This is a genomic window from Magnetococcus marinus MC-1, from assembly GCF_000014865.1.
Lineage (GTDB): Bacteria > Pseudomonadota > Magnetococcia > Magnetococcales > Magnetococcaceae > Magnetococcus > Magnetococcus marinus.
In genome coordinates, this window is the sequence record NC_008576.1 from 520,979 (window position 1) to 539,584 (window position 18,606).

At 52.4% G+C, this 18,606-nt stretch carries 13 protein-coding genes; 7 read left to right on the forward strand and 6 right to left on the reverse strand.

Annotated elements, in window-relative coordinates; all coding sequences use genetic code 11:
- The first annotated feature begins 67 nt into the window (after positions 1 to 67).
- The 6 genes from MMC1_RS02255 (at position 68) to folP (ending at position 6,983) form a co-directional block, all read left to right on the forward strand.
- Positions 68 to 433, forward strand: coding sequence for an Hpt domain-containing protein (locus MMC1_RS02255; RefSeq protein WP_011712129.1), 366 nt, complete (start codon positions 68 to 70; stop codon positions 431 to 433).
- 324 nt (positions 434 to 757) lie between these two features.
- Positions 758 to 1,861 (forward strand): response regulator, encoded by a 1,104-nt coding sequence (locus tag MMC1_RS02260; RefSeq protein ID WP_041640656.1) that lies wholly within the window; start codon positions 758 to 760, stop codon positions 1,859 to 1,861.
- A 56-nt stretch (positions 1,862 to 1,917) separates the two neighbouring features.
- Entirely contained in the window at positions 1,918 to 2,604 is a 687-nt protein-coding gene (queC, locus tag MMC1_RS02265) for a 7-cyano-7-deazaguanine synthase QueC (RefSeq protein WP_011712131.1), read from the forward strand.
- 3 nt (positions 2,605 to 2,607) lie between these two features.
- Entirely contained in the window at positions 2,608 to 3,657 is a 1,050-nt protein-coding gene (gene tilS, locus MMC1_RS19485) for a tRNA lysidine(34) synthetase TilS (RefSeq protein ID WP_011712132.1), read from the forward strand.
- A gap of 150 nt (positions 3,658 to 3,807) precedes the next feature.
- Entirely contained in the window at positions 3,808 to 5,829 is a 2,022-nt protein-coding gene (gene ftsH, locus MMC1_RS02275) for an ATP-dependent zinc metalloprotease FtsH (RefSeq protein WP_011712133.1), read from the forward strand.
- Positions 5,826 to 6,983 (forward strand): dihydropteroate synthase, encoded by a 1,158-nt coding sequence (folP, locus tag MMC1_RS02280; protein WP_011712134.1) that lies wholly within the window; start codon positions 5,826 to 5,828, stop codon positions 6,981 to 6,983. The genes ftsH and folP overlap by 4 nt, the downstream gene beginning before the upstream one ends.
- A gap of 88 nt (positions 6,984 to 7,071) precedes the next feature.
- Here folP and MMC1_RS02285 read toward each other — a convergent pair whose 3' ends face one another.
- From MMC1_RS02285 to MMC1_RS02305, 5 genes are all read right to left on the reverse strand, one after another.
- Positions 7,072 to 7,377 carry an STAS domain-containing protein gene (locus MMC1_RS02285; protein ID WP_011712135.1) on the reverse strand — a complete coding sequence of 102 codons (306 nt, stop codon included), beginning with the start codon at positions 7,375 to 7,377 and terminating at the stop codon, positions 7,072 to 7,074.
- A 362-nt stretch (positions 7,378 to 7,739) separates the two neighbouring features.
- Positions 7,740 to 10,172 carry a methyl-accepting chemotaxis protein gene (locus MMC1_RS19490; RefSeq protein WP_011712136.1) on the reverse strand — a complete coding sequence of 811 codons (2,433 nt, stop codon included), beginning with the start codon at positions 10,170 to 10,172 and terminating at the stop codon, positions 7,740 to 7,742.
- Positions 10,173 to 10,280: 108 nt separating this feature from the next.
- Positions 10,281 to 11,879, reverse strand: a complete 1,599-nt coding sequence (locus MMC1_RS02295) for an IS66-like element ISMasp4 family transposase (RefSeq protein ID WP_011712137.1) — start codon at positions 11,877 to 11,879, stop codon at positions 10,281 to 10,283.
- 743 nt (positions 11,880 to 12,622) lie between these two features.
- Positions 12,623 to 13,630: a thioredoxin domain-containing protein gene (locus tag MMC1_RS02300; RefSeq protein ID WP_011712139.1), complete on the reverse strand. Its 1,008-nt coding sequence runs from the start codon at positions 13,628 to 13,630 to the stop codon at positions 12,623 to 12,625.
- Positions 13,631 to 13,760: 130 nt separating this feature from the next.
- On the reverse strand, positions 13,761 to 14,198 hold the full coding sequence (locus tag MMC1_RS02305; protein WP_011712140.1) for a type II toxin-antitoxin system RatA family toxin: 438 nt from the start codon (positions 14,196 to 14,198) through the stop codon (positions 13,761 to 13,763).
- A 384-nt stretch (positions 14,199 to 14,582) separates the two neighbouring features.
- Here MMC1_RS02305 and gap point away from each other — a divergent pair, with 384 nt between their 5' ends.
- Positions 14,583 to 15,581: a type I glyceraldehyde-3-phosphate dehydrogenase gene (gap, locus tag MMC1_RS02310; RefSeq protein ID WP_011712141.1), complete on the forward strand. Its 999-nt coding sequence runs from the start codon at positions 14,583 to 14,585 to the stop codon at positions 15,579 to 15,581.
- Positions 15,582 to 16,993: 1,412 nt separating this feature from the next.
- On the opposite strand, the gene nhaD is transcribed toward gap, so the two are convergent.
- The gene (gene nhaD / locus MMC1_RS02315) at positions 16,994 to 18,433 is read right to left on the reverse strand and encodes a sodium:proton antiporter NhaD (protein WP_041641769.1); all 1,440 of its coding nucleotides are present in this window, start codon (positions 18,431 to 18,433) and stop codon (positions 16,994 to 16,996) included.
- Positions 18,434 to 18,606: the final 173 nt, after the last annotated feature.

The window sequence follows — 18,606 nt, forward strand, 5'->3', positions numbered from 1 at the left end:
CTAGCTTACCTTGTGGCCCGCCCCAGGAGCTATGGCAAGGCAACTTTAGAAACCGTGGAGCCCACCTATGTTGTCCCTAGCTGAAATCGGTCTGGATGCGCAGATTTTTGCACGCTTGCTCGAACAAAATAAGCGCTCTCCAGGATTTCTGAAAAAGTTGTTTAATCTTTACATACGTAATGGCGAGCAGTTGCAACAGCACTTTGCGCACGCACACCAACAGGGGGATTGGAGCGCCATGCGTTTGCATGCGCATACCCTAAAATCCTCCAGTCTCACGGTGGGTTTGCAGGGCATAAGCCAGCAGGCCCGCAGGCTGGAAGCGTGTTGTCAAGCGGAGCAGGATCCCCAACGCTTGTCTGTCGCGTTGCAACAACAGTGGCAGCAGGTGATACCCCAACTGCAAGCCTATCTGGAGCAACAAGAGAGGTAATCAAGGAAGATCTTGAAAGGTTGCGTGGAAAATGTTTAACGTAGGATTGAAGTGCGTACAAGCCGTTTTTTAAAGAGGAAACTTTGCTACCCTTAGCAACCGGCTCGCGTGGGATTAAGCCGTGCTGTCCAGGATGGGGGGCTCTGCCATGTTAACCGGGGTGTTGCCCTCTGTATGGGGAAACCGCAGTCGACACATGGCTGGAACGTCGCTCAAACAAGCGTGGCACAGCGGGGGAGAAGACGAACGGGTGGGGTTGACACGGCCAGCGCGCGCATTTTTTATGAGTCAATAAGTCCCTTATGGATGTTAGGAATAGGTACCGTGCGGAAAATTTTAATTGTAGAAGATGATGAAACCAGCGCTTGGTTGCTGGAGAGTTTTTTGCGTAGCGAGGGTTACGAGGTCATTCTGGCGCGGGATGGTTTTGCAGCGGTTGAGCGCTATCAATCGGCCGATCCAGATCTGATTATTATGGATATCCTGTTGCCCGGTCAGGATGGCTATGCGGCCACCGAGCAGATACGCGCCATCACTCGGAATGAGGATTCACCGCCCCCCATTATCTTTCTCACCGCCATTGAGAGTGATGCCGAACTGGCCCGCTGTCTGGATTGTGGGGGGGATGATTTTGTGGTTAAACCTTTTAATCCCATCATCTTGAAAGCCCGTATCCACTCCCTATTAGAGCGTTTGGCCTTGGCTGAAGAGAAGCAGCTTGCCCTGTTTCAGATCGCCTCCGTGTTGGACAAACTCAGGCAGAGCAGCCATTTTCAAACCAGTGATTTGGTTTTTCTGGAAAGGCCGTTAGGGCGCATTAGTGGGGATGTGGTGCTCTCGACCAGTAAAGCCAATGGGAACCGTCTGGTTGTGATTGGTGATTTTACGGGCCATGGTCTGCCAGCGGCTATCTGTGGTTCCTTGGTGATTCCCCTGTTTTATGAGATGGCCGCAGCGGATGCGGACACGGAATCCATTATCGGCTCGATCAATACAACGCTGTATGAAAAACTGCCCAGTGGTTTTTTTATGGCGGCCTCTGTTATCGAGTTTAATCCCCACGCCAAGCAGGTAACCTTCTGGAATTTTGCAGCACCGGGTTGCTTTATCCGGCGAGGGGAGGCGTGGCAGGCCTACCCCCTTTATCAATTGCCCTTGGGCGCAGTGGAGCAGTTGCCAAAGCCTTTGGAGTCGGCAACTCTGGCGGTTCAATCCAACGACCGCGTTTATGCCTATTCCGATGGTCTGTGTGACACCCTTGGGGTAATGTTGGAAAAGGATGATCCCACACCCTTGATCCAATTTTTAGACCAGCTATTCTGTTGCGAAGCGACGGAAGGTGCCATTACGGCCCTGCCACAACCCTTGCTCGATCAATTGACGGGTGCCTATGATGATATTACAGCGGTGGTCTTGACCATTCCTTAAGCAGGTGGTTTTGTGGTAGCATCACCCTCTTTTGCAACCCTCTTTTTAAAAATCGAATGCCAACGATCATGTCAGCAGTGGTTCTACTCTCCGGCGGCTTGGATTCCGCCACGGTTTTACGTATGGCCCATGCCACGGGTCAGCGTATCCATGCCCTGAGCTTTCGCTACGGCCAGCGCCACACCATGGAGTTGGAGATGGCCCGCAAACAGGCCCTTAGCCTGCCTGGGGTGGCGCATCGCATCATGGACCTGCAACTCTCCCTATTCGGCGGCTCTGCGTTGACGGCGGATATTCCCGTGCCAAAGGGTGGGGTGGATGAGAACACGATCCCGGTTACTTATGTGCCGGCGCGTAATATGGTGTTTCTCTCGCTGGCACTGGCTTGGGCAGAGTCGTTAGGGGCGCAACATCTCTATATCGGGGTCAATGCGGTGGACTATTCCGGTTATCCCGATTGCCGCCCTGAATTTATTCAATCGTTCCAGCAAACCGCCAATCTGGCCACCAAAGCGGGGGTAGAGGGACACCCCTTCACTGTGCATACCCCTTTGATTAACCTTACTAAAGCTCAGATTATTCAGCAGGGATTGGCCCTGGGGGTAGACTATGGCCTAACCCGCTCCTGTTATGATCCCGACGCTCAGGGTGCAGGCTGTGGCTTGTGTGATGCCTGCCGTCTGCGCCTACAGGGATTTGCCGAAGCTGGGGTGCCCGATCCGGCACCCTACCAGGGGCCGTGACGCTTGGACGCCAAACAGCGCGCCTCGTTGCAGCGCCGCTTTGCCACCCATCTTCAGGGGCTCTTACCCCAATGGCCGCTCTCTGCCCCGCTGTTGGTAGCGGTGTCGGCGGGGGTGGACTCTAGCGCGTTGCTGCATCTGTTACGGCTCTGCTATCCTGGGCCGCTACAGGCGGCCCACTTTGACCATGCTCTACGCCCCTGTGCCAAACAGGATCTGGCCCATGTGCAGCAGCAGTGTGCCCAGTACGCCATTCCCCTGCATGTGGGCCATTGGCTCCCCCCCGCGCAAAAAGCCAACTTGGCGGCCCAGGCCCGACAGGCCCGCTATCGGTTTTTGGCACAAACAGCCTATGGGTTAAAGGCGCCGTTCATCGGTATCGCCCACCATCAGGAGGATCAAGCAGAGACCCTGCTGGAGCGTTTACTGCTACGGGGCGCAGGATTAAAAGGGCTCAGCGGCATGCGCCCTCTGGCACCCCTGCCCATGGCGGAATTCGCCCAGGTGCAACTGCTACGGCCCCTGCTGCCCTTTAGCAAAAAAGAGCTAACGAGTTGGTTGCAGGGGGAGCAGATTACATGGCGTGAAGATCCCAGCAACCAAGATCTGCGTTATACCCGCAACCATATTCGCCACCGTCTGCTGCCCAGTTTAAATGCTTTGGGGGTGGGTGAGGCGATTCCTCAACGGTTGGCAGAAACGGCTTTGCACCTGCAACAGGCCGATGCGGCACTCCAGTGGATGGTGGTGCAGTTGGCCCAGCAGTTGCCCATTGAACCCTACCAAGAGAATGGCTTACAACTACCGTTACAGCCCTTTGCAGAGTTGCCTGCGGAGCTACGCGCGCGGTTGTTGGATCACATGCTGCATACCCTGGTGGGCATAACGGCAGTTGGCCAGCGGGCTAAGGAAAATCTGTGGCACCATCTGAGCTTGCCCGCCAAACGATGGCAGATGCGTATGCAGGGGGTGGCCGTGACAAGAGTCGAGCAGCGCTTGTTGGTCCAGCCGGTTCTTAGGGCTCCAGGAAAAAGAGGCGAGACGAACCATTGAACTTTTGGCTAAGCATGCCTATCTTCTAGTGAGGCGTGATCCCCTGTTCCACTGTTCTTACCACGAAGCCTTGGCAAAGTGTAGAGCGTTGGTGTGCGGATCGCGACTATATCCTAAACGTTTCCCCAAACCGAGCGAGGAGTTGCTTTCTTGAACGGGTTTTTTAAAAACCTCTCCCTGTGGCTGGTTATCGGCCTTCTTATGGTCATGCTGTTTAATCTGTTTAACAGCCCCCAAGGACCAGGGCAGAGCATCACATTTTCCGATTTTTCTGAAATGGTCGCCCAAGGCAAGGTAACAGCAGTTACCCTTGAAGGGCGTACGGTACGCGGGCTTTCGACCGATGGTAGCCCTTTTTCATCGCGCGTGCCGGATAACTACGATCTTACCAAGGATCTGCTGGCCCATGGGGTGGATATTGACGTGCGGGAGCCCGAAGGCACCCCCATGTTGATGCAAATTTTAATTAGCTGGTTCCCCATGCTGCTGCTCATTGCGGTGTGGATCTACTTCATGCGGCAAATGCAGTCCGGCGGTGGACGTGGGGCGATGTCCTTTGGCAAATCCAAAGCCAAGCTCATGTCCGATAAGGCGGCGAAAGTAACCTTTCAGGACGTGGCGGGCATTGAAGAGGCCAAAGAGGAGCTGCAAGAAGTGGTGCAGTTTCTTAAAGATCCTCATAAATTCCAACGGCTTGGTGGTAAAATTCCAAAGGGTGTGCTGCTGGTGGGTCCTCCGGGTACCGGTAAAACACTGCTGGCGCGTGCCATCGCTGGCGAGGCCAACGTGCCCTTCTTTAACCTCTCTGGTTCCGATTTTGTGGAGATGTTTGTGGGGGTGGGTGCGGCCCGTGTGCGGGATATGTTTGAGCAAGGCAAAAAAAATGCGCCGTGCATCATCTTTATTGATGAAATTGATGCCGTTGGTCGCCACCGGGGTGCCGGGTTGGGCGGGGGGCACGATGAGCGGGAGCAGACCCTCAACCAGCTATTGGTGGAGATGGATGGTTTTGAATCGACTGAGGGTGTGATCATGGTCGCGGCCACCAACCGCCCCGACGTGTTGGATCCTGCACTGCTCAGGCCCGGTCGTTTTGACCGTCAGGTGACGGTGCCTAACCCCGATATTTTGGGCCGCACCCAGATCCTTAAAGTGCACATGAACAAAGTACCCCTGTCGGACTCGGTGGATGCCGAGGTGATCGCCCGCGCGACCCCCGGTTTCTCTGGGGCCGATCTGGCCAACTTGGTCAATGAAGCCGCCCTGATTGCCGCCCAGTTGGATAAACGGGTGGTGGAGATGGAGGATTTTGAGAACGCCAAGGATAAGGTCATGATGGGTAAACCGCGTCGAAGCGCGGTTATTTCAGAAAAAGAGCGCAAGACAACAGCCTATCACGAAGCCGGGCATGCGGTGGTGGCCATGGCACTGGACGGGGCAGACCCCGTGCATAAAGTGACCATCATCCCCCGTGGTCGCGCTTTGGGCCTGACCATGCAACTACCGTTGGAAGATCGCTACACCTACTCCAAGGTGCAGCTAGAACAAAATATCGCCATCTTAATGGGGGGGCGTCTGGCAGAAGAGTTGGTGCTCAATCAGCTCACCACCGGGGCGGGCAATGATATCCAACGGGCTACCGATCTGGCCCGTAAGATGATCTGCTCCTATGGTATGAGTGACACCTTGGGTCCCCTTACTTATGGTGAAAATGAACAAGAGATTTTCCTCGGTCGGGAGATCACGCAGCACAAAAGCGTATCGGAAGAGACAGCTCGGCGCATTGATGCAGAGGTATTTGACATCGTTGATCGCAATTACAAAAGAGCCAAACAGATCTTGACCGATAAAATGGAGGTGCTGCACACCATGGCCCAGGCACTGTTGGAGCGCGAAACCATTGATGCGGATGAGGTGATTAAGCTCATGGCAGGCGAGCCTGCCGAGACCGCTTTAAAGCCTTTGAAGAAAAAGGATGAGCGTGCGAACAAGCCAACCCCAACGGTGGCAGACGATGGGGAACAAGGGGACCAAACGGCAAAAGATGCAGTGGCAGGGAGTGTCACCCAAGCAGAGGATGATGTGGAAGGATCCACCCGTACTGCAACAGAGGCATCCACGCAGGAGGTGGTATCTAAGGACACCCCTGAAGGCGATGATAAGGATAGATGACGCATTATGCCGTAGTAACACCGACCATGGGCGCCGCAGGCGCCCATTTTTTTGCAGCACCCCGCATGGGCGATGGGGTGGCACCCTTCCCGGCTATGCCCGAACTGCCCATGGCGGTACGGCTCTTTCCCTGGCCTGAGGCGTGGGATGGGCTGTTGCCAGAGGGTATGGAGATTTATCTCAGTGGCACCTTGCGCATGGCCCGTGGGTGGCTGTTACCCAGCGTTTTAGAGCGTTGGCAAGAACGCATTTTTCAGACCGTGGCTCAGGATAGCGCCATGGCGTTGCACCAATCCCTGCGCAACCTAAACACGCCCCGCGCGGCCATGAGCTACTTGGATGCACAAGGCAAACGGCGGAAATTGGCCGGGGATCGTCCCCTGATCATGGGTATTGTCAATGTAACCCCCGACTCCTTCTCGGATGGTGGCCACTACCATGATACCGGCAGGGCTGTGGCGCATGCCATGGCGCTGGTCGAACAAGGGGCAGATCTGTTAGACATTGGTGGGGAATCCACCCGCCCTGGTGCGGCCATGGTGCCCGTGGATGAGGAGTTGCGTCGCGTAGTACCGGTGGTGCGGGCCATTGCCGCCCAGACAAAGGTGCCCATTTCGGTAGATACGGCGAAGGGTCGGGTGATGGAAGCGGCCTTAGAGGCTGGGGCAGCCCTTATTAATGATGTCACCGCACTCAAAGGGGATCCCCTGTCGCTTCGAGTATTACGGGATGCCCACTGCCCTGTGGTGCTCATGCATAAAAAGGGCACACCTAGAAACATGCAGAATAGCCCCCACTATGAGGATGTGGTGGCTGAGGTGTATGGTTTTCTGGGTGACCGTATGCAGTGGTGTGTGGAAAATGGTATTGGGCGGGAGCGGCTGGTGATTGATCCAGGTATCGGTTTTGGTAAAACACATGGGCACAATCTGGAGCTGTTGGCCCATATTGGTGCCTTTACGGGTTTGGCCGCGCCTCTGTTGCTGGGGATTTCACGCAAACGTATTGTGGGCCATTTAACAGGGTGTGAAGATGCCGCACAGCGTGATGTTGGCAGCCATCTTATGGCCGCTTTGGGGGTGCAGCGGGGGGCCAATTGGGTAAGGGTACACGATGTGGCGGGTATGCAACAGGCGTTGCGTTGTCTGGTATGAACAGGCCAACGGCTAAGGGTAAGGGGGAACCGCAGAACGCGCCAAGATAAACGCCACTGCGAAGTGAGCGGGGGTAAAAAGGGTTTGTTTAAGAGATAGTGAACAACTGATTAAAGTTGGCATCCATAAGGATCTTACGCACGGCGATAGAGGTGTTGCTCAAGCGCACCTGCTCGCGGTTACGGCCCATGTGTTCCCACACTGCGACCAACATGCCCAACGCCGAACTATCCAAGTGGGTGACATGGCAAAGATCAACCTCAACGGAGCCTTGGCGATCCAACGCCTCATAGCACCCCCGAAACTCATTAAACAGCCGAAAGGTGAAGGTTTCGGGCAGTTGTATAATGGTTAGGTTGCCGGCTTCGTCGAACTGCTTTTTGATGAGATCCATCCTGCCCCTCCAAAATCAACGATACACTATGGTTTATAAAACCCAGATCTAACCCGTTATAAGCGTTCACAGGACAATAACAAACTTCGCTCGACAGGCCAAATGCTCTTTTTGGGAAAACGCGAAAAGCGGATGAATAAACGGGGTCTGACGCTAAACCCTGCTGGGTTCCTCTGCTCTGGTGAGGCCATGCATGTGCAGGACGCAAGGGTGCAAAAATCAAACAGAGCGGTAAACAGGCTTGCATAACCCCCTTTATGTCAGTGCGAGCTCGGCATCTTCAGCCCGTTGCAAAGGGCCCCCCTAAGGCAGACAGAGAGCCTGTTTTTGGAGAGATAACCCTGTGAGCTAAAAGTTTATGGTTATCTCTTAGCTTCATCAACCGATGCGTGATAGAGGTTATCCAAGGCGGTAAACAGTTTGCGACGCTCATCGTGCAACTGGGCCAAGGTGGTCTTGGCGGCCTCTTTCTTTTTCTGATTAAGTTGAACAATGGCAGCACTGACCAGCTCATGGAGCTTACGGTTGCTTTGCTCCACCTCCTTATAAACGGGTAGATGGCTTAAACGGCTGCCTGTTTCGGGATGGTAGAGCCACTCTCCGAGGGGTGAATGACGAGGATCCCCGCCATCCTCCAGTTTAATCTGCCCACAAGCATGCAGTTCCAGTTTAGAGAGCCACGCCAGCAAAGCGCCTTTGATGAGACTCATCTTGAGCTTTTCAGGGCCTAAGTTAAAGGCTTGCTGAGCATGGTTGAGTTTGGTTTCGACCTCGCCAAGCACACCGATGAATAGGTTAATGGTTTGCGTAGTGATCTGCAAATTCCCTAATCCGTGGGTGACATGGCCCATCTCATTATCCATTAATTCGGTCGCGGCAATGGCCATACCAACAGAAATTAAGACCTGTTGGGCGTGTTCATTGGCTTTGGAAGATTGCTCCCGAGCACCTTGTGCATTATGGGACATCGCCGTAGCGGTATTGGAGAGGGCTTGAGCACTTTCACTGAGTTCAGCAACGGTGTTGGCAACCTCTTGGGCTTTGGTGGAGAGAGAATTTAAATTATGCGCCACGTCATTGGTGGCGCTGGCCACCCCTTGCACAGCTTGGTTAACATCGTCGACCCGTGCGCTCTGCTCTTGGGCCATATCCCCAACGTGACGGTTGGTTTCGGCGAGCATGTTGACCACCTCCACGGTCTGCATCACGCGGCTGGTGGCATCTTTGGTCCCAGATTGGATCTCTTCAACCCGTTGAGAAATCATGTTGGTAGCTTGCTCGGTCTGCTTAGCCAGCTCTTTGACCTCATTGGCCACCACGGCAAAGCCTTTGCCCGCCTCGCCGGCTCCTGCGGCTTCAATAGAGGCGTTTAAGGCCAGCATATTGGTCTGTTTGGCAATGTTCTTAATACTACTGACCGCTTTGCCAATTTCGTTGGCAGACTCAGCCAAGCTAGACATGACCGTTTGCGTCTCTTCAACTTGGTTTGCGGCTTCACCGGCTTCGCGCACGGCGCTTTCACTAAACGCCAGCACCTGTTTCTGGCTGGTGGCGTTTTCGCGAATGGTCTTATGCATATCCCCCATTAAACCAGAAATTTTATTAATGCTGTTGCTCACGGAATCCACATTGCCAACCATTTCGTCGATGGCGGTAGAGAGACGGCTACTGCGGTAGCTGCCCTCATCGGCGGATTCTGCCACATGGCCTGCGGCTTCGGCTTGGGTTGCCGCAGATTTAGAGATCTCTTCAAGGGCCTGTACAATCCACTCTGTCGCAGCTTTTACATTATCGCTGATTTTGAGGGATAGGTTCTCATTGGCTTGGTCTGCCTTAGTAATGGCCGTAAAGACCAATCCGACCGCACCATTAAGGCGATCAACCGCATCGGCAAACTCTTTACTGACAGGGGGTAGGGTACCGGCCACGTGGATACGGATTTCACGGATAAGCTTGGTTAGCTCCATCAGGGTTTCGTTAACCCCATCCGAAATTTCGGTAATTTCGTCATGCCATCTTGCAACAGGCACGCGGGCTGTAATACGCCCGGCTTTGACTTCGCGGAAAACGATTTGGATGGTATCGAGACGGCGCAAAATCCAGGTTAGGATAACCGCCATGAGGATGATCAAAAACAGCACCACTACAAATTGAAAAAGCATACCTTGTAGCGAGGTGTGACCAAGCTTGCTCACCATGTCCTGAGCCTGTTTTACTCCGCCAATAATGGCTTTAGAGACCCCTTCAATCTCCTTTTCCATATAGTCACGATAGATGGCATTGACCCCGTTTAAGCTATGCATAAGGTCAACCATCATCAGGTTCATGCCGTTGAGCAAAGCTTCTCGTCCCCCCTCTTCCTGGGGGTCGTACTCCATGCCCATATTGATAATAATTTGCACATTTTCCAACAGTTCATCCAACTTATCGCGGTTACCATTGGGGGGCCACATGGTATTAAGCCGCTCACGAGCCGCTGTAAATTCCTTGACCACCTCTTGGAGGCGCTCCCGGTTCCAGCCTTCTTCTTCATCTGCAATGAGGGTAATGCCATGGTGGATGGTAAGCACCGATTTCATTAAGTCTGAAACCACACCTTGACGGCTCTGTAGATCCTCTAGATGGGTAAGCTCTTTTTCCACCGTGGTGATCTGTTGTTCAACTTGCGTACCGCTATTTTGGATAAGTTGAAAGTTGGGTATGATGAGAATCAACTCGACAATAATGGAGAAGATGGCCACCAACCACATCTTGTTTTTGATGGAAAGCCCGAGTAAATAGTTGAACAGAGACATCCATTCCCCCCAATAAATAACGCAATTCCAATCAGCTGCTGTTTAGAAAAGCCCCCAGTGGAACATAGCAGGTAGCACATGTGACGTAACCGTTCAGAGACCCCGATATCAAGCGGCTACTGGAGCCGGTAACGGCGGTACGAGGTTTCCCTTTCTCCGTTCAGCAATCACCTCAGCAAGATAGTCCCAGGGAGACACGTTCCGCAATCGGCAAGTTTCGATGACGCTAGCCAGCACACCCAATACCCGACTCCCTTCTGCCGTACGAGTTCCGTGGCTGATCAGACGCGCAATGACCCAGTGGCGCAGAGCCCGCTCCGCATCGTTGTTGGTCAGCGGCAGCCCTGGAACTCTCACAGGTTGCCAGATAACATCCCAGTCATTGAGAAGCTCAACGGCAAGGCTGCGAACTTTCTCGGACGGGGGATAATCTCTGTACAATTCGCAGTATCCCTGGAATTCTTCCAAAATCGACTCGGCAGCTGGCGGATCCGATCCATCTTTGACCTCTTCGACCATGTATTCCAGGACCTCCAATACCCTGGAGCCGAATCGTTTGCTCTCTTTATCCAGGCTTGTCGACAACCCCTTGGCTTTTCGGATCAAGTGCGCCCAGCAGCGCAGCCGCCTGGAGAAAATCCGGTAGTTCATGAGTCCATCGCTCATTAGCCAGCCTGCATATTCCTCGGTCAGGATATCAAGGACCATTTGTCGAGTCCGGCGTCCCACGCAAAACAAGACCGTATTTGCCGTCGCGAAAACCCAGAGCCACAAAGCTTGACCTTTTTGCTTCCAAGGCGTTTCGTCTACATGAGCCAGAGCGGATGCACGAAGTTCGGCAATCAGTTCATCCTGAACAGGGGCGGCAGCCAGTCCGACCTCACGTATGCAATTGTCGATGGTCCCGACACTCAACTCCAGGCCGAACCAATCGATCAAAAACTCCTGAACCTTGGAGCGAGACAACCGCATCCGTTTTGCGAGCGCAACAATGAAAGCAGCCAACATGGGGCCGACAATACGCCATTCACTCAAACTGGTTGCGGTTTTGCGTCCTGCAATCTCAAGTCTATCCCCTGTGCCGGGACCGGTACATGAAATATGGCCGCATCTACAGGCAACTTCCCCAAAAAGGTGCTTGGTCCCCTCTAGCCTCAATCCAGGCTGATCCGGGGCACCCCTTATCAGATCGATGGTCACATAGCCGATTCGAGCTGTAAATCGAGCATCCAAGGGAAGGGCAGCATCGCAGGCAGCACACGTTTCCGCTCGATGAACCACGGTACTCCGAATCGGAATTATCTGCGTTCTGCCGAATCCCTTGGCCCCAACTGGCTTCCCAGCCCTGCCTTTCGGCTTCTTGCCTGAGGAATCCGACTTACCATTTCCTGGAGCAGAGGGAGTAGAACTGCCGGATGGCCCTGGTGAATCATCTCCATCCGCATCATCGGTTCCCTTCTTCTCCACCGGCGAAACGTCCTCTTCATCCTCATCCGAAAGCGTTTCGTCTTGCTCAACTGGAATCCCAAGGTACGCCGGACGACTGCTGGGCGGCTGGGAACTGTTGTCGGGTGTTCGGTTCAAACGCTCACGAGATTCCTTGAGATCCTCCAACATTTTCCGGCTGACGGCCAGTAACTCTGCAGACGATAGTGAGGAGAGATATTCCTCATCAATCTGGAGCAGGTCGTGATCTGAAAGCTTCATGGTTCGCGCACCACATCATCGCCGGTGAATGAATCCTCGCACACATGATAACACGGGTTTCCAGGAAGAGATTTTTGCGCTTCTGCGCCCCATTGGATCCAGCGCAAAAATTCGCTCGTACCCGGGGGTGGGCGCCACAGCTGAAAACCCGCCAGAACTCTCCTCAAGGCTTTGATAGGCAAAAACAGATCGGATCGCACTCTCCTTCTGAAATTTCACATTTTCGACGAAAATCGTGTCAAGGATATTCTTTGCCATGGTCAAACAAAATTGGCGCTATTCCCGGCAGTTGACTCCTTCTCAAACGGTGAACATCCTCACTGAACGAGGGGTCTCTGAACGGTTACCATGTGACTGAGTTTACGAACAGGACCTCACATCACGTTTGGGTCATCCGACAGCGATGATCTTGCAGGGATTGCTACTTTGAAAACCCCTAAGCTGTGTACACTTTACCTACATCAAGAAAATCATTAAATGTTTAAATGAGACGAGAACCAAGCATCACTCAATGGCGTTTACTAGAAATCCAAGGTTTATGGACCCACAATTTAAAATGCAGGTGCATAGGATCAAGCTGCGAACGACTCAAGAACATAGCATGAACCAAGCGGCGATACGATGGAATAGCAAAATATGGTATCTATTTTTTTTTCCATATTAACAATAGCATGTAAAATTTTTTTTATACAAAAACAGGCCCATATTGGGCCTGTTTTTGGAGCATTAGGGAAAGAGATGGCTTATTTGCTGGTTAATTCTTGCTCAACCATTTTTTCAAGGGTGCTATAGGGGAGCGCGCCTGAGCTTTTACGGCCATTTATAAAGAAGGTAGGGGTGCCGGTAACGCCCAGGGATTGACCTTCGGTTAAATCGGCATCCAGCTTGGCTTCATGCTTATTGCTGTCCAGACAGTTTTTAAAGAGCGCCATGTCCAATTTTAGGTCAGCGGCCACTTTGTCCAGACCGGCGCGGCTGAGGTCCACACCCTCTTCAAACAGGGCATCGTGAAAGGCCCAAAACTGTTGCTGATCTTCACCGCACATGGCCGCTTTAGAGGCCAGCGGGGCCAGCTTGTGAAAGGATAGGGGGTAGTGGCGGAATACAAATTGAATCTTATCGCCGTACTTGGTTTTTAGCTGTTTGAGGGCGGGTTGAACACGGCGGCAGTAGGGGCATTCGAAATCAGAAAACTCCACAATGGTGACAGGGGCATCGGCTGCTCCAAGTGAGGGGGTCATGGTGGAGTTAAAGGTGTAACGGGGCTCTTCGGGTTCTGGCAAGTTGGTGGTGACCTCGACTTGCGACATCAGCTGAGCCAGCAGCGCACGGCGAAACTTAGCGGCACGTTGCTCGGTGAGATAGGATTTAATGCGCTCTTCCAGCCCTTCGCCAGCATTGGGCAAACGTTCACTATTTTGCTCAATAAATTGTGCCACTTCGGCATCACTGACGGGGGTAACTTTATCGGTGACTTCGCGCTTTTCTAGGGCATCAATGGTGATACCCTGTTTTTTTGCTTCGGTATCGAGCAGATGCTCGACCATCATGCTGTCTAAGGCTTTGGCGCGGGTTTCGTAGATTTTATTTTCCAGCTCAAAGAGCTCACCGGCGATGCTTTTATCCAGCTCCTCCAGTGTGACTTTCCACGTGCCCATTTGGCCAACCACGGGTGACTCTGCATAAGCGCTACTCAGCATAGGAACCATCACGGCCAGGGCCAGTGCAGCCTGTTTAAGATAGGTGATCATCCATTACTCCTTATGTCACACGGGGGTATACCGATCTGGAGCCCTGTGTGGTGCCCTGTATGATGTTAAAATCGAAAGTTTGTTTATTGGAGCATTGGCCACAGCAAAAGTCTAGCGGCTATCTAACGCGTTATCGATAGAGTTTGGCCGCACGTTTGCGGTAGTCACTGACCATCTGTTTAGAGATCATGCTAAAAACAGGCCCCAAGGTCATGTTAAGAACGGGGTTACGAAACTTAAAGTCGATGCTAAAATGGATCCGGCAGCGTGCACCTTGGGGTTCAACGGGTTCAAATACCCACAAACTGGTCAGATGTTTAAAAGGACCTGAAACCAGGGATATCTCGACCCGTTCGCCAGGAACAACCTTATCCAACGTACGAAATTTTTCGCGTATGCCTTTGAACATAATGGTTAACTCAGCTTCAAACTGGTTGCCTTCCTGTTTAACAATATGGGCATGGCAGCACCAATTTAAAAACTCAGGATAGCGGTCCACGTCGACCACCAAGTCATACATTTGTTGGGGTGAGAAGGGAACGATCTCTTCTATTTTTATCTTGGGCATGGATTGTCACCGTCCGTGCTCTAAAACTTCGGCGTAAATTTACCATTTTGGTACCACGATAGGATTGAAAGGTTAAGTAAATTAACCTACGCTTCCCTAGGTGGCGATCTGGCCAACAGACTATGCCTTCTTGGCCGCTGGATCAACGCTATTTGGGTAGAACAAACTTAACTTTCCCACATGCTTTGCCCATAGACAAGCATGTGCCCTGCGTTCAGGCTTGTGGTTACGAGGTTTTCGTCAACCATCGACCGTGGGCCCATTAGGGTGTAAAAATGCATTTATCACTATTTTTTTAAGTTTGATCAGAGTGACCGACAAACCATCTTGGGCGATAGGTATCGCTCTTCGAGCAGAGAACAGACTAGGAATCAGGAGAAACACATGACCATCCGCATTGGCATCAACGGGTTCGGCAGAATTGGCAGAAGCATCTTTCGCGCACAACGTATGGACCCTGCGTTCAAAGATATTGAAATTGTTGCGTTGAATGATCTTACCCCCAAGCCTTCGTTGGCGCACTTGCTTAAGTATGACTCGGTAATGGGTGTATTGAATGCTGAAGTAAGCGCCACAGAGAAGGGTGTTTCTGTGGATGGCAAAGAGATCACTGTCTTTGAAGAGCGTGATCCTGCCAAACTGCCTTGGGGCGAGTTAGGTGTTGATTATGTGGTAGAATCCACAGGTTTGTTCCGTAAGCGTGAGACTGCGGGTGCGCATCTTAAGGGTGGTGCCAAGCGGGTTATTATTTCGGCCCCTGCTGGTGGGGATATTCCTACCTTTGTGATGGGTGTTAACGAGAACGACTACAACCCTGCGACGGATGACATTGTTTCCAACGCTTCGTGCACGACCAACTGTTTGGCCCCTATGGCGAAGGTTATTGATGACAAGTTTGGTATTGAGCGTGGTTTGATGACCACGGTGCATGCATACACCAACGACCAAGCTTTGTTGGATCAGCCTCACAGTGATTTGCGTCGTGCTCGTGCGGCGGCGCTTTCGATGATTCCCACCAAGACCGGTGCGGCGGCGGCCATTGGTTTGGTTATGCCCAACATGAAGGGTCGTTTTGATGGTTTGGCGGTACGTGTGCCTACCCCTAACGTATCTTTGGTGGATGCGGTGATGGAGGTTCGTGCTGAGACCACGGCTGAGGAGGTTAATGCGGCTTTGAAGGCGGCGACCACCCGTTTCTTGGGTTATTTTGATGCGCCTTTGGTCTCCATTGACATGCAGGGTGATCCTCGTTCTTCCATTGTTGATGGTGGTTGCACCCGGGTGAATGGTAAGCAGATCAAGGTGATGAGCTGGTATGACAATGAGTGGGGTTATTCCAACCGTGTGTTGGATTTGATTCTGCACATGGCCTCTAAGGCATAAGGTCGGTTGTATTGATTGTAAAAAGGGCCCCTGCTTTGGTTGGGGCCTTTTTTAATTTTGGTGTTTGTTTTTTTTGTATTTTTATTCATATTTGCACGTGGCTTGATCGTTTTTTTTATTAAAAAAAGGTTAGAGGGGGGTTTGGGGGGAGAAGTTCTCTGTCTCCCTCCAGGGTTTTGTTTTTGATCTTTTGAAATATTATTTATAACAGCAGGATACGCATATAGCGGTAGTGATTTTATGATTAAAAAAAGGTTAGAGGGGGGTCTGGGGGGAGAAGTTCTCTGTCTCCCCCCAGGGTTTTGTTTTTGATCTTTTGAAATATTATTTATAACAGCAGGATACGCATATAGCGGTAGTGATTTTATGATTAAAAAAAGGTTAGAGGGGGGTTTGGGGGGAGAAGTTCTCTGTCTCCCCCCAGGGTTTTGTTTTTGATCTTTTGACTTTTTTAGGCTCGCCCTTCGCTAGGGGAGCTAAGCTGCGGTTTTTTGCAGCTTAGCGACCAGCGAGCCAGCCTTTTAATCCCCTATGGGGGGTCCCTTGAGGCTTTTTTCAAGGGATCTCCCATAGGGGATGCCAAATGCCCCGGCGGGGCTTAGGCCTGGGCTGTGGTGGGGGGATGTAGAGATTTACCTTCCCAGCGCCGATGTGGCCTAGTGCGGTTTTCACCCCAGCCACTCTCTGCCCAACCGCCCGCCACGCTGGCGCGTGACATCGCTACCCCACGCCCCGTACCGCGCCCCTACAAAACCCGTGCTCTCCTAATCAACCTCTGCGCCCTTGTCCAACCGGTACGGGGCTTTACAAAGATCAAAAGATCTCAGGGCTTCGCCCCGAACCCCACTGGGCGCTGCCCAGACCCGGCAGGGCTCTGCCCTGCACCCGCTGGGGGGCAAGCAGAGCTTCCCCCCAGCCCCCCCAATCCCTTTTGATAATGGAACTCCCTGGACATAGAGGCATTCAATTTCAGCCTGGGCTATGTTGGGGGATGTAGAGATCTACCCTCCCAACTCCAATGTGCCCAACCACCCGCCACGCTGGCGCGTGACATCGCTACCCCACGCCCCGTACCGCGCTCCTACACAACCCGTGCTCTCTTAATAAAACCCCTGCGCCCTTGTCCAACCGGTACGGGGCTTTACAAAGCTCAAAAGATCTCAGGGCTTCGCCCCGAACCCCACTGGGCGCTGCCCAGACCCGGCAGAGCTCTGCCCTGCACCCGCTGGGGGGCAAGCAGAGCTTCCCCCCAGACCCCCCAATCCCTTTTGATAATGGAACTCCCTGGACATAGAGGCATTCAAGATCCCTCCAATACACCCTCTACCACATCGGCCCGAATAACTTTCCATAAAAAAAAAGGGCCGAATCCCTCAGAATTCGACCCCTCTCTCTCCTACCACGAAAAGCCCTTAGTGAACCAACACGCCCTTAAGATGGGAATTCACCAAGAAATGGACCCCAATACTCGCAAAGTAACCCAACATGATCACCGGTGCCCACTTCAAGTGACCAAAGAATGTGTACATACCACGAGCCTGCCCCATCAACGCAACACCCGCAGCCGAGCCAATGGACAACATCGAACCACCCACACCCGCCGTCAACGTCACCAATAACCACTGCTGCATGTCCATGTCAGGCATCATGGTCAATACCGCAAACATCACTGGAATGTTGTCCACAATGGCCGACAAAAAGCCCACCGTAATGTTGGCCCAAGTGGGACCCCAATCCACAAACAGCACCTTGGAAACAATTTCCAAATACCCAATGTAACCCAAACCACCCACACACAAAATCACACCATAGAAGAACAACAAGGTGTCCCACTCAGCCCGCTCAACCTTTCTGAAAATGTCAAAACGGACATCCCCAATCTCACCATTACTACCATGCTGCTCCTTAGCATGGGTCAGCTTGAGATAGTAGGCATACAGCTTTAATGCACCCAAACCCGTCGTCATACCCAACATCGGCGGTAAGTGCAAGAAGTTGTGAAAACAGACCGCCGTTACAATGGTCAGCAGGAATAAAAAGATAATCACATAACCACCACGACGAATCTTCACAACCTCGTTGCTCGCCTCCGGCGTCTCCGTCGATACCGTGCGCGACATGATATAGGCCGGCAATACCCAGTTCACCAGCGAAGGAATGAAGAGATAGAAAAAGTCAACAAACGGTACCACACCCTTCTGCCACACCATCAACGTCGTAATGTCCCCAAACGGACTAAACGCCCCACCCGCATTGGCCGCAATCACCACGTTAATACACGCAATGCCCACAAAATTTGGCTTGGTCCGACCCACCGCCAAAATCACCGCACACATCAACAAAGCCGTCGTCAGGTTATCCGCAACCGGTGAAATAAAGAACGCCAGCAAACCCGTCATCCAAAACATCTGACGATAGGTGTAACCCGAACGCACCAACCACGCACGCAAAGATTGAAATACCTGACGCTCATCCATCGCGTTGATGTAGGTCATCGCCACCAACAAGAATAGGAAAAGCTCAGCATATTCCAGAATGTTATGCCGTACCGCCATCTCCGTCGCATGCGTGACCGCCTTCTGCGCCGCCGGATCCGTTAAACCCGCTGCAAAACCAGCATAAACATAAGCGATAAAGGCCCAAATCAAACCCGCCGCGAAAATCACCGGCTTAGATTTACGCATGTGGGTAAACTCTTCACCCATCACTAAAGCATAAGCCACCACAAAGATAATAACCGCCGTGGGGCCAACCCATGTTTGCGTAAGATCAGGCATATTCGCCGGTAAGGCCGATAACGCCGCCCCTCCAGACGCAAGCGCCAACTCAGGCATGCCCAACAAAACCAGCATCGCCGCCAAACTGTACAAGAAGAGCTTATTCAAGGCTTTCTCCTAAAAACTATGGATGGTGTCTGTTGTCGGAATCCCTATATACGTTATCGCTAACACCACATAAGTGCCCAACAGCGGCAAATTCTAGCTGGTTACTACCAGCCTTGCAATACGATAACGTTCTGTCATGT

What these genes read in the sequence shown, in the direction of transcription:
- MMC1_RS02295 (WP_011712137.1), bottom strand. Translation starts at nt 11,879, where the DNA reads ATGAAGCTTTCAGATCACGACCTGCTCCAGATTGATGAGGAATATCTC.
- MMC1_RS02305 (WP_011712140.1), bottom strand. Translation starts at nt 14,198, where the DNA reads ATGCCCAAGATAAAAATAGAAGAGATCGTTCCCTTCTCACCCCAACAA.
- folP (WP_011712134.1), top strand. Translation starts at nt 5,826, where the DNA reads ATGACGCATTATGCCGTAGTAACACCGACCATGGGCGCCGCAGGCGCC.
- MMC1_RS02285 (WP_011712135.1), bottom strand. Translation starts at nt 7,377, where the DNA reads ATGGATCTCATCAAAAAGCAGTTCGACGAAGCCGGCAACCTAACCATT.
- nhaD (WP_041641769.1), bottom strand. Translation starts at nt 18,433, where the DNA reads ATGCTGGTTTTGTTGGGCATGCCTGAGTTGGCGCTTGCGTCTGGAGGG.
- MMC1_RS02300 (WP_011712139.1), bottom strand. Translation starts at nt 13,630, where the DNA reads ATGATCACCTATCTTAAACAGGCTGCACTGGCCCTGGCCGTGATGGTT.
- queC (WP_011712131.1), top strand. Translation starts at nt 1,918, where the DNA reads ATGCCAACGATCATGTCAGCAGTGGTTCTACTCTCCGGCGGCTTGGAT.
- MMC1_RS19490 (WP_011712136.1), bottom strand. Translation starts at nt 10,172, where the DNA reads ATGTCTCTGTTCAACTATTTACTCGGGCTTTCCATCAAAAACAAGATG.
- MMC1_RS02255 (WP_011712129.1), top strand. Translation starts at nt 68, where the DNA reads ATGTTGTCCCTAGCTGAAATCGGTCTGGATGCGCAGATTTTTGCACGC.
- gap (WP_011712141.1), top strand. Translation starts at nt 14,583, where the DNA reads ATGACCATCCGCATTGGCATCAACGGGTTCGGCAGAATTGGCAGAAGC.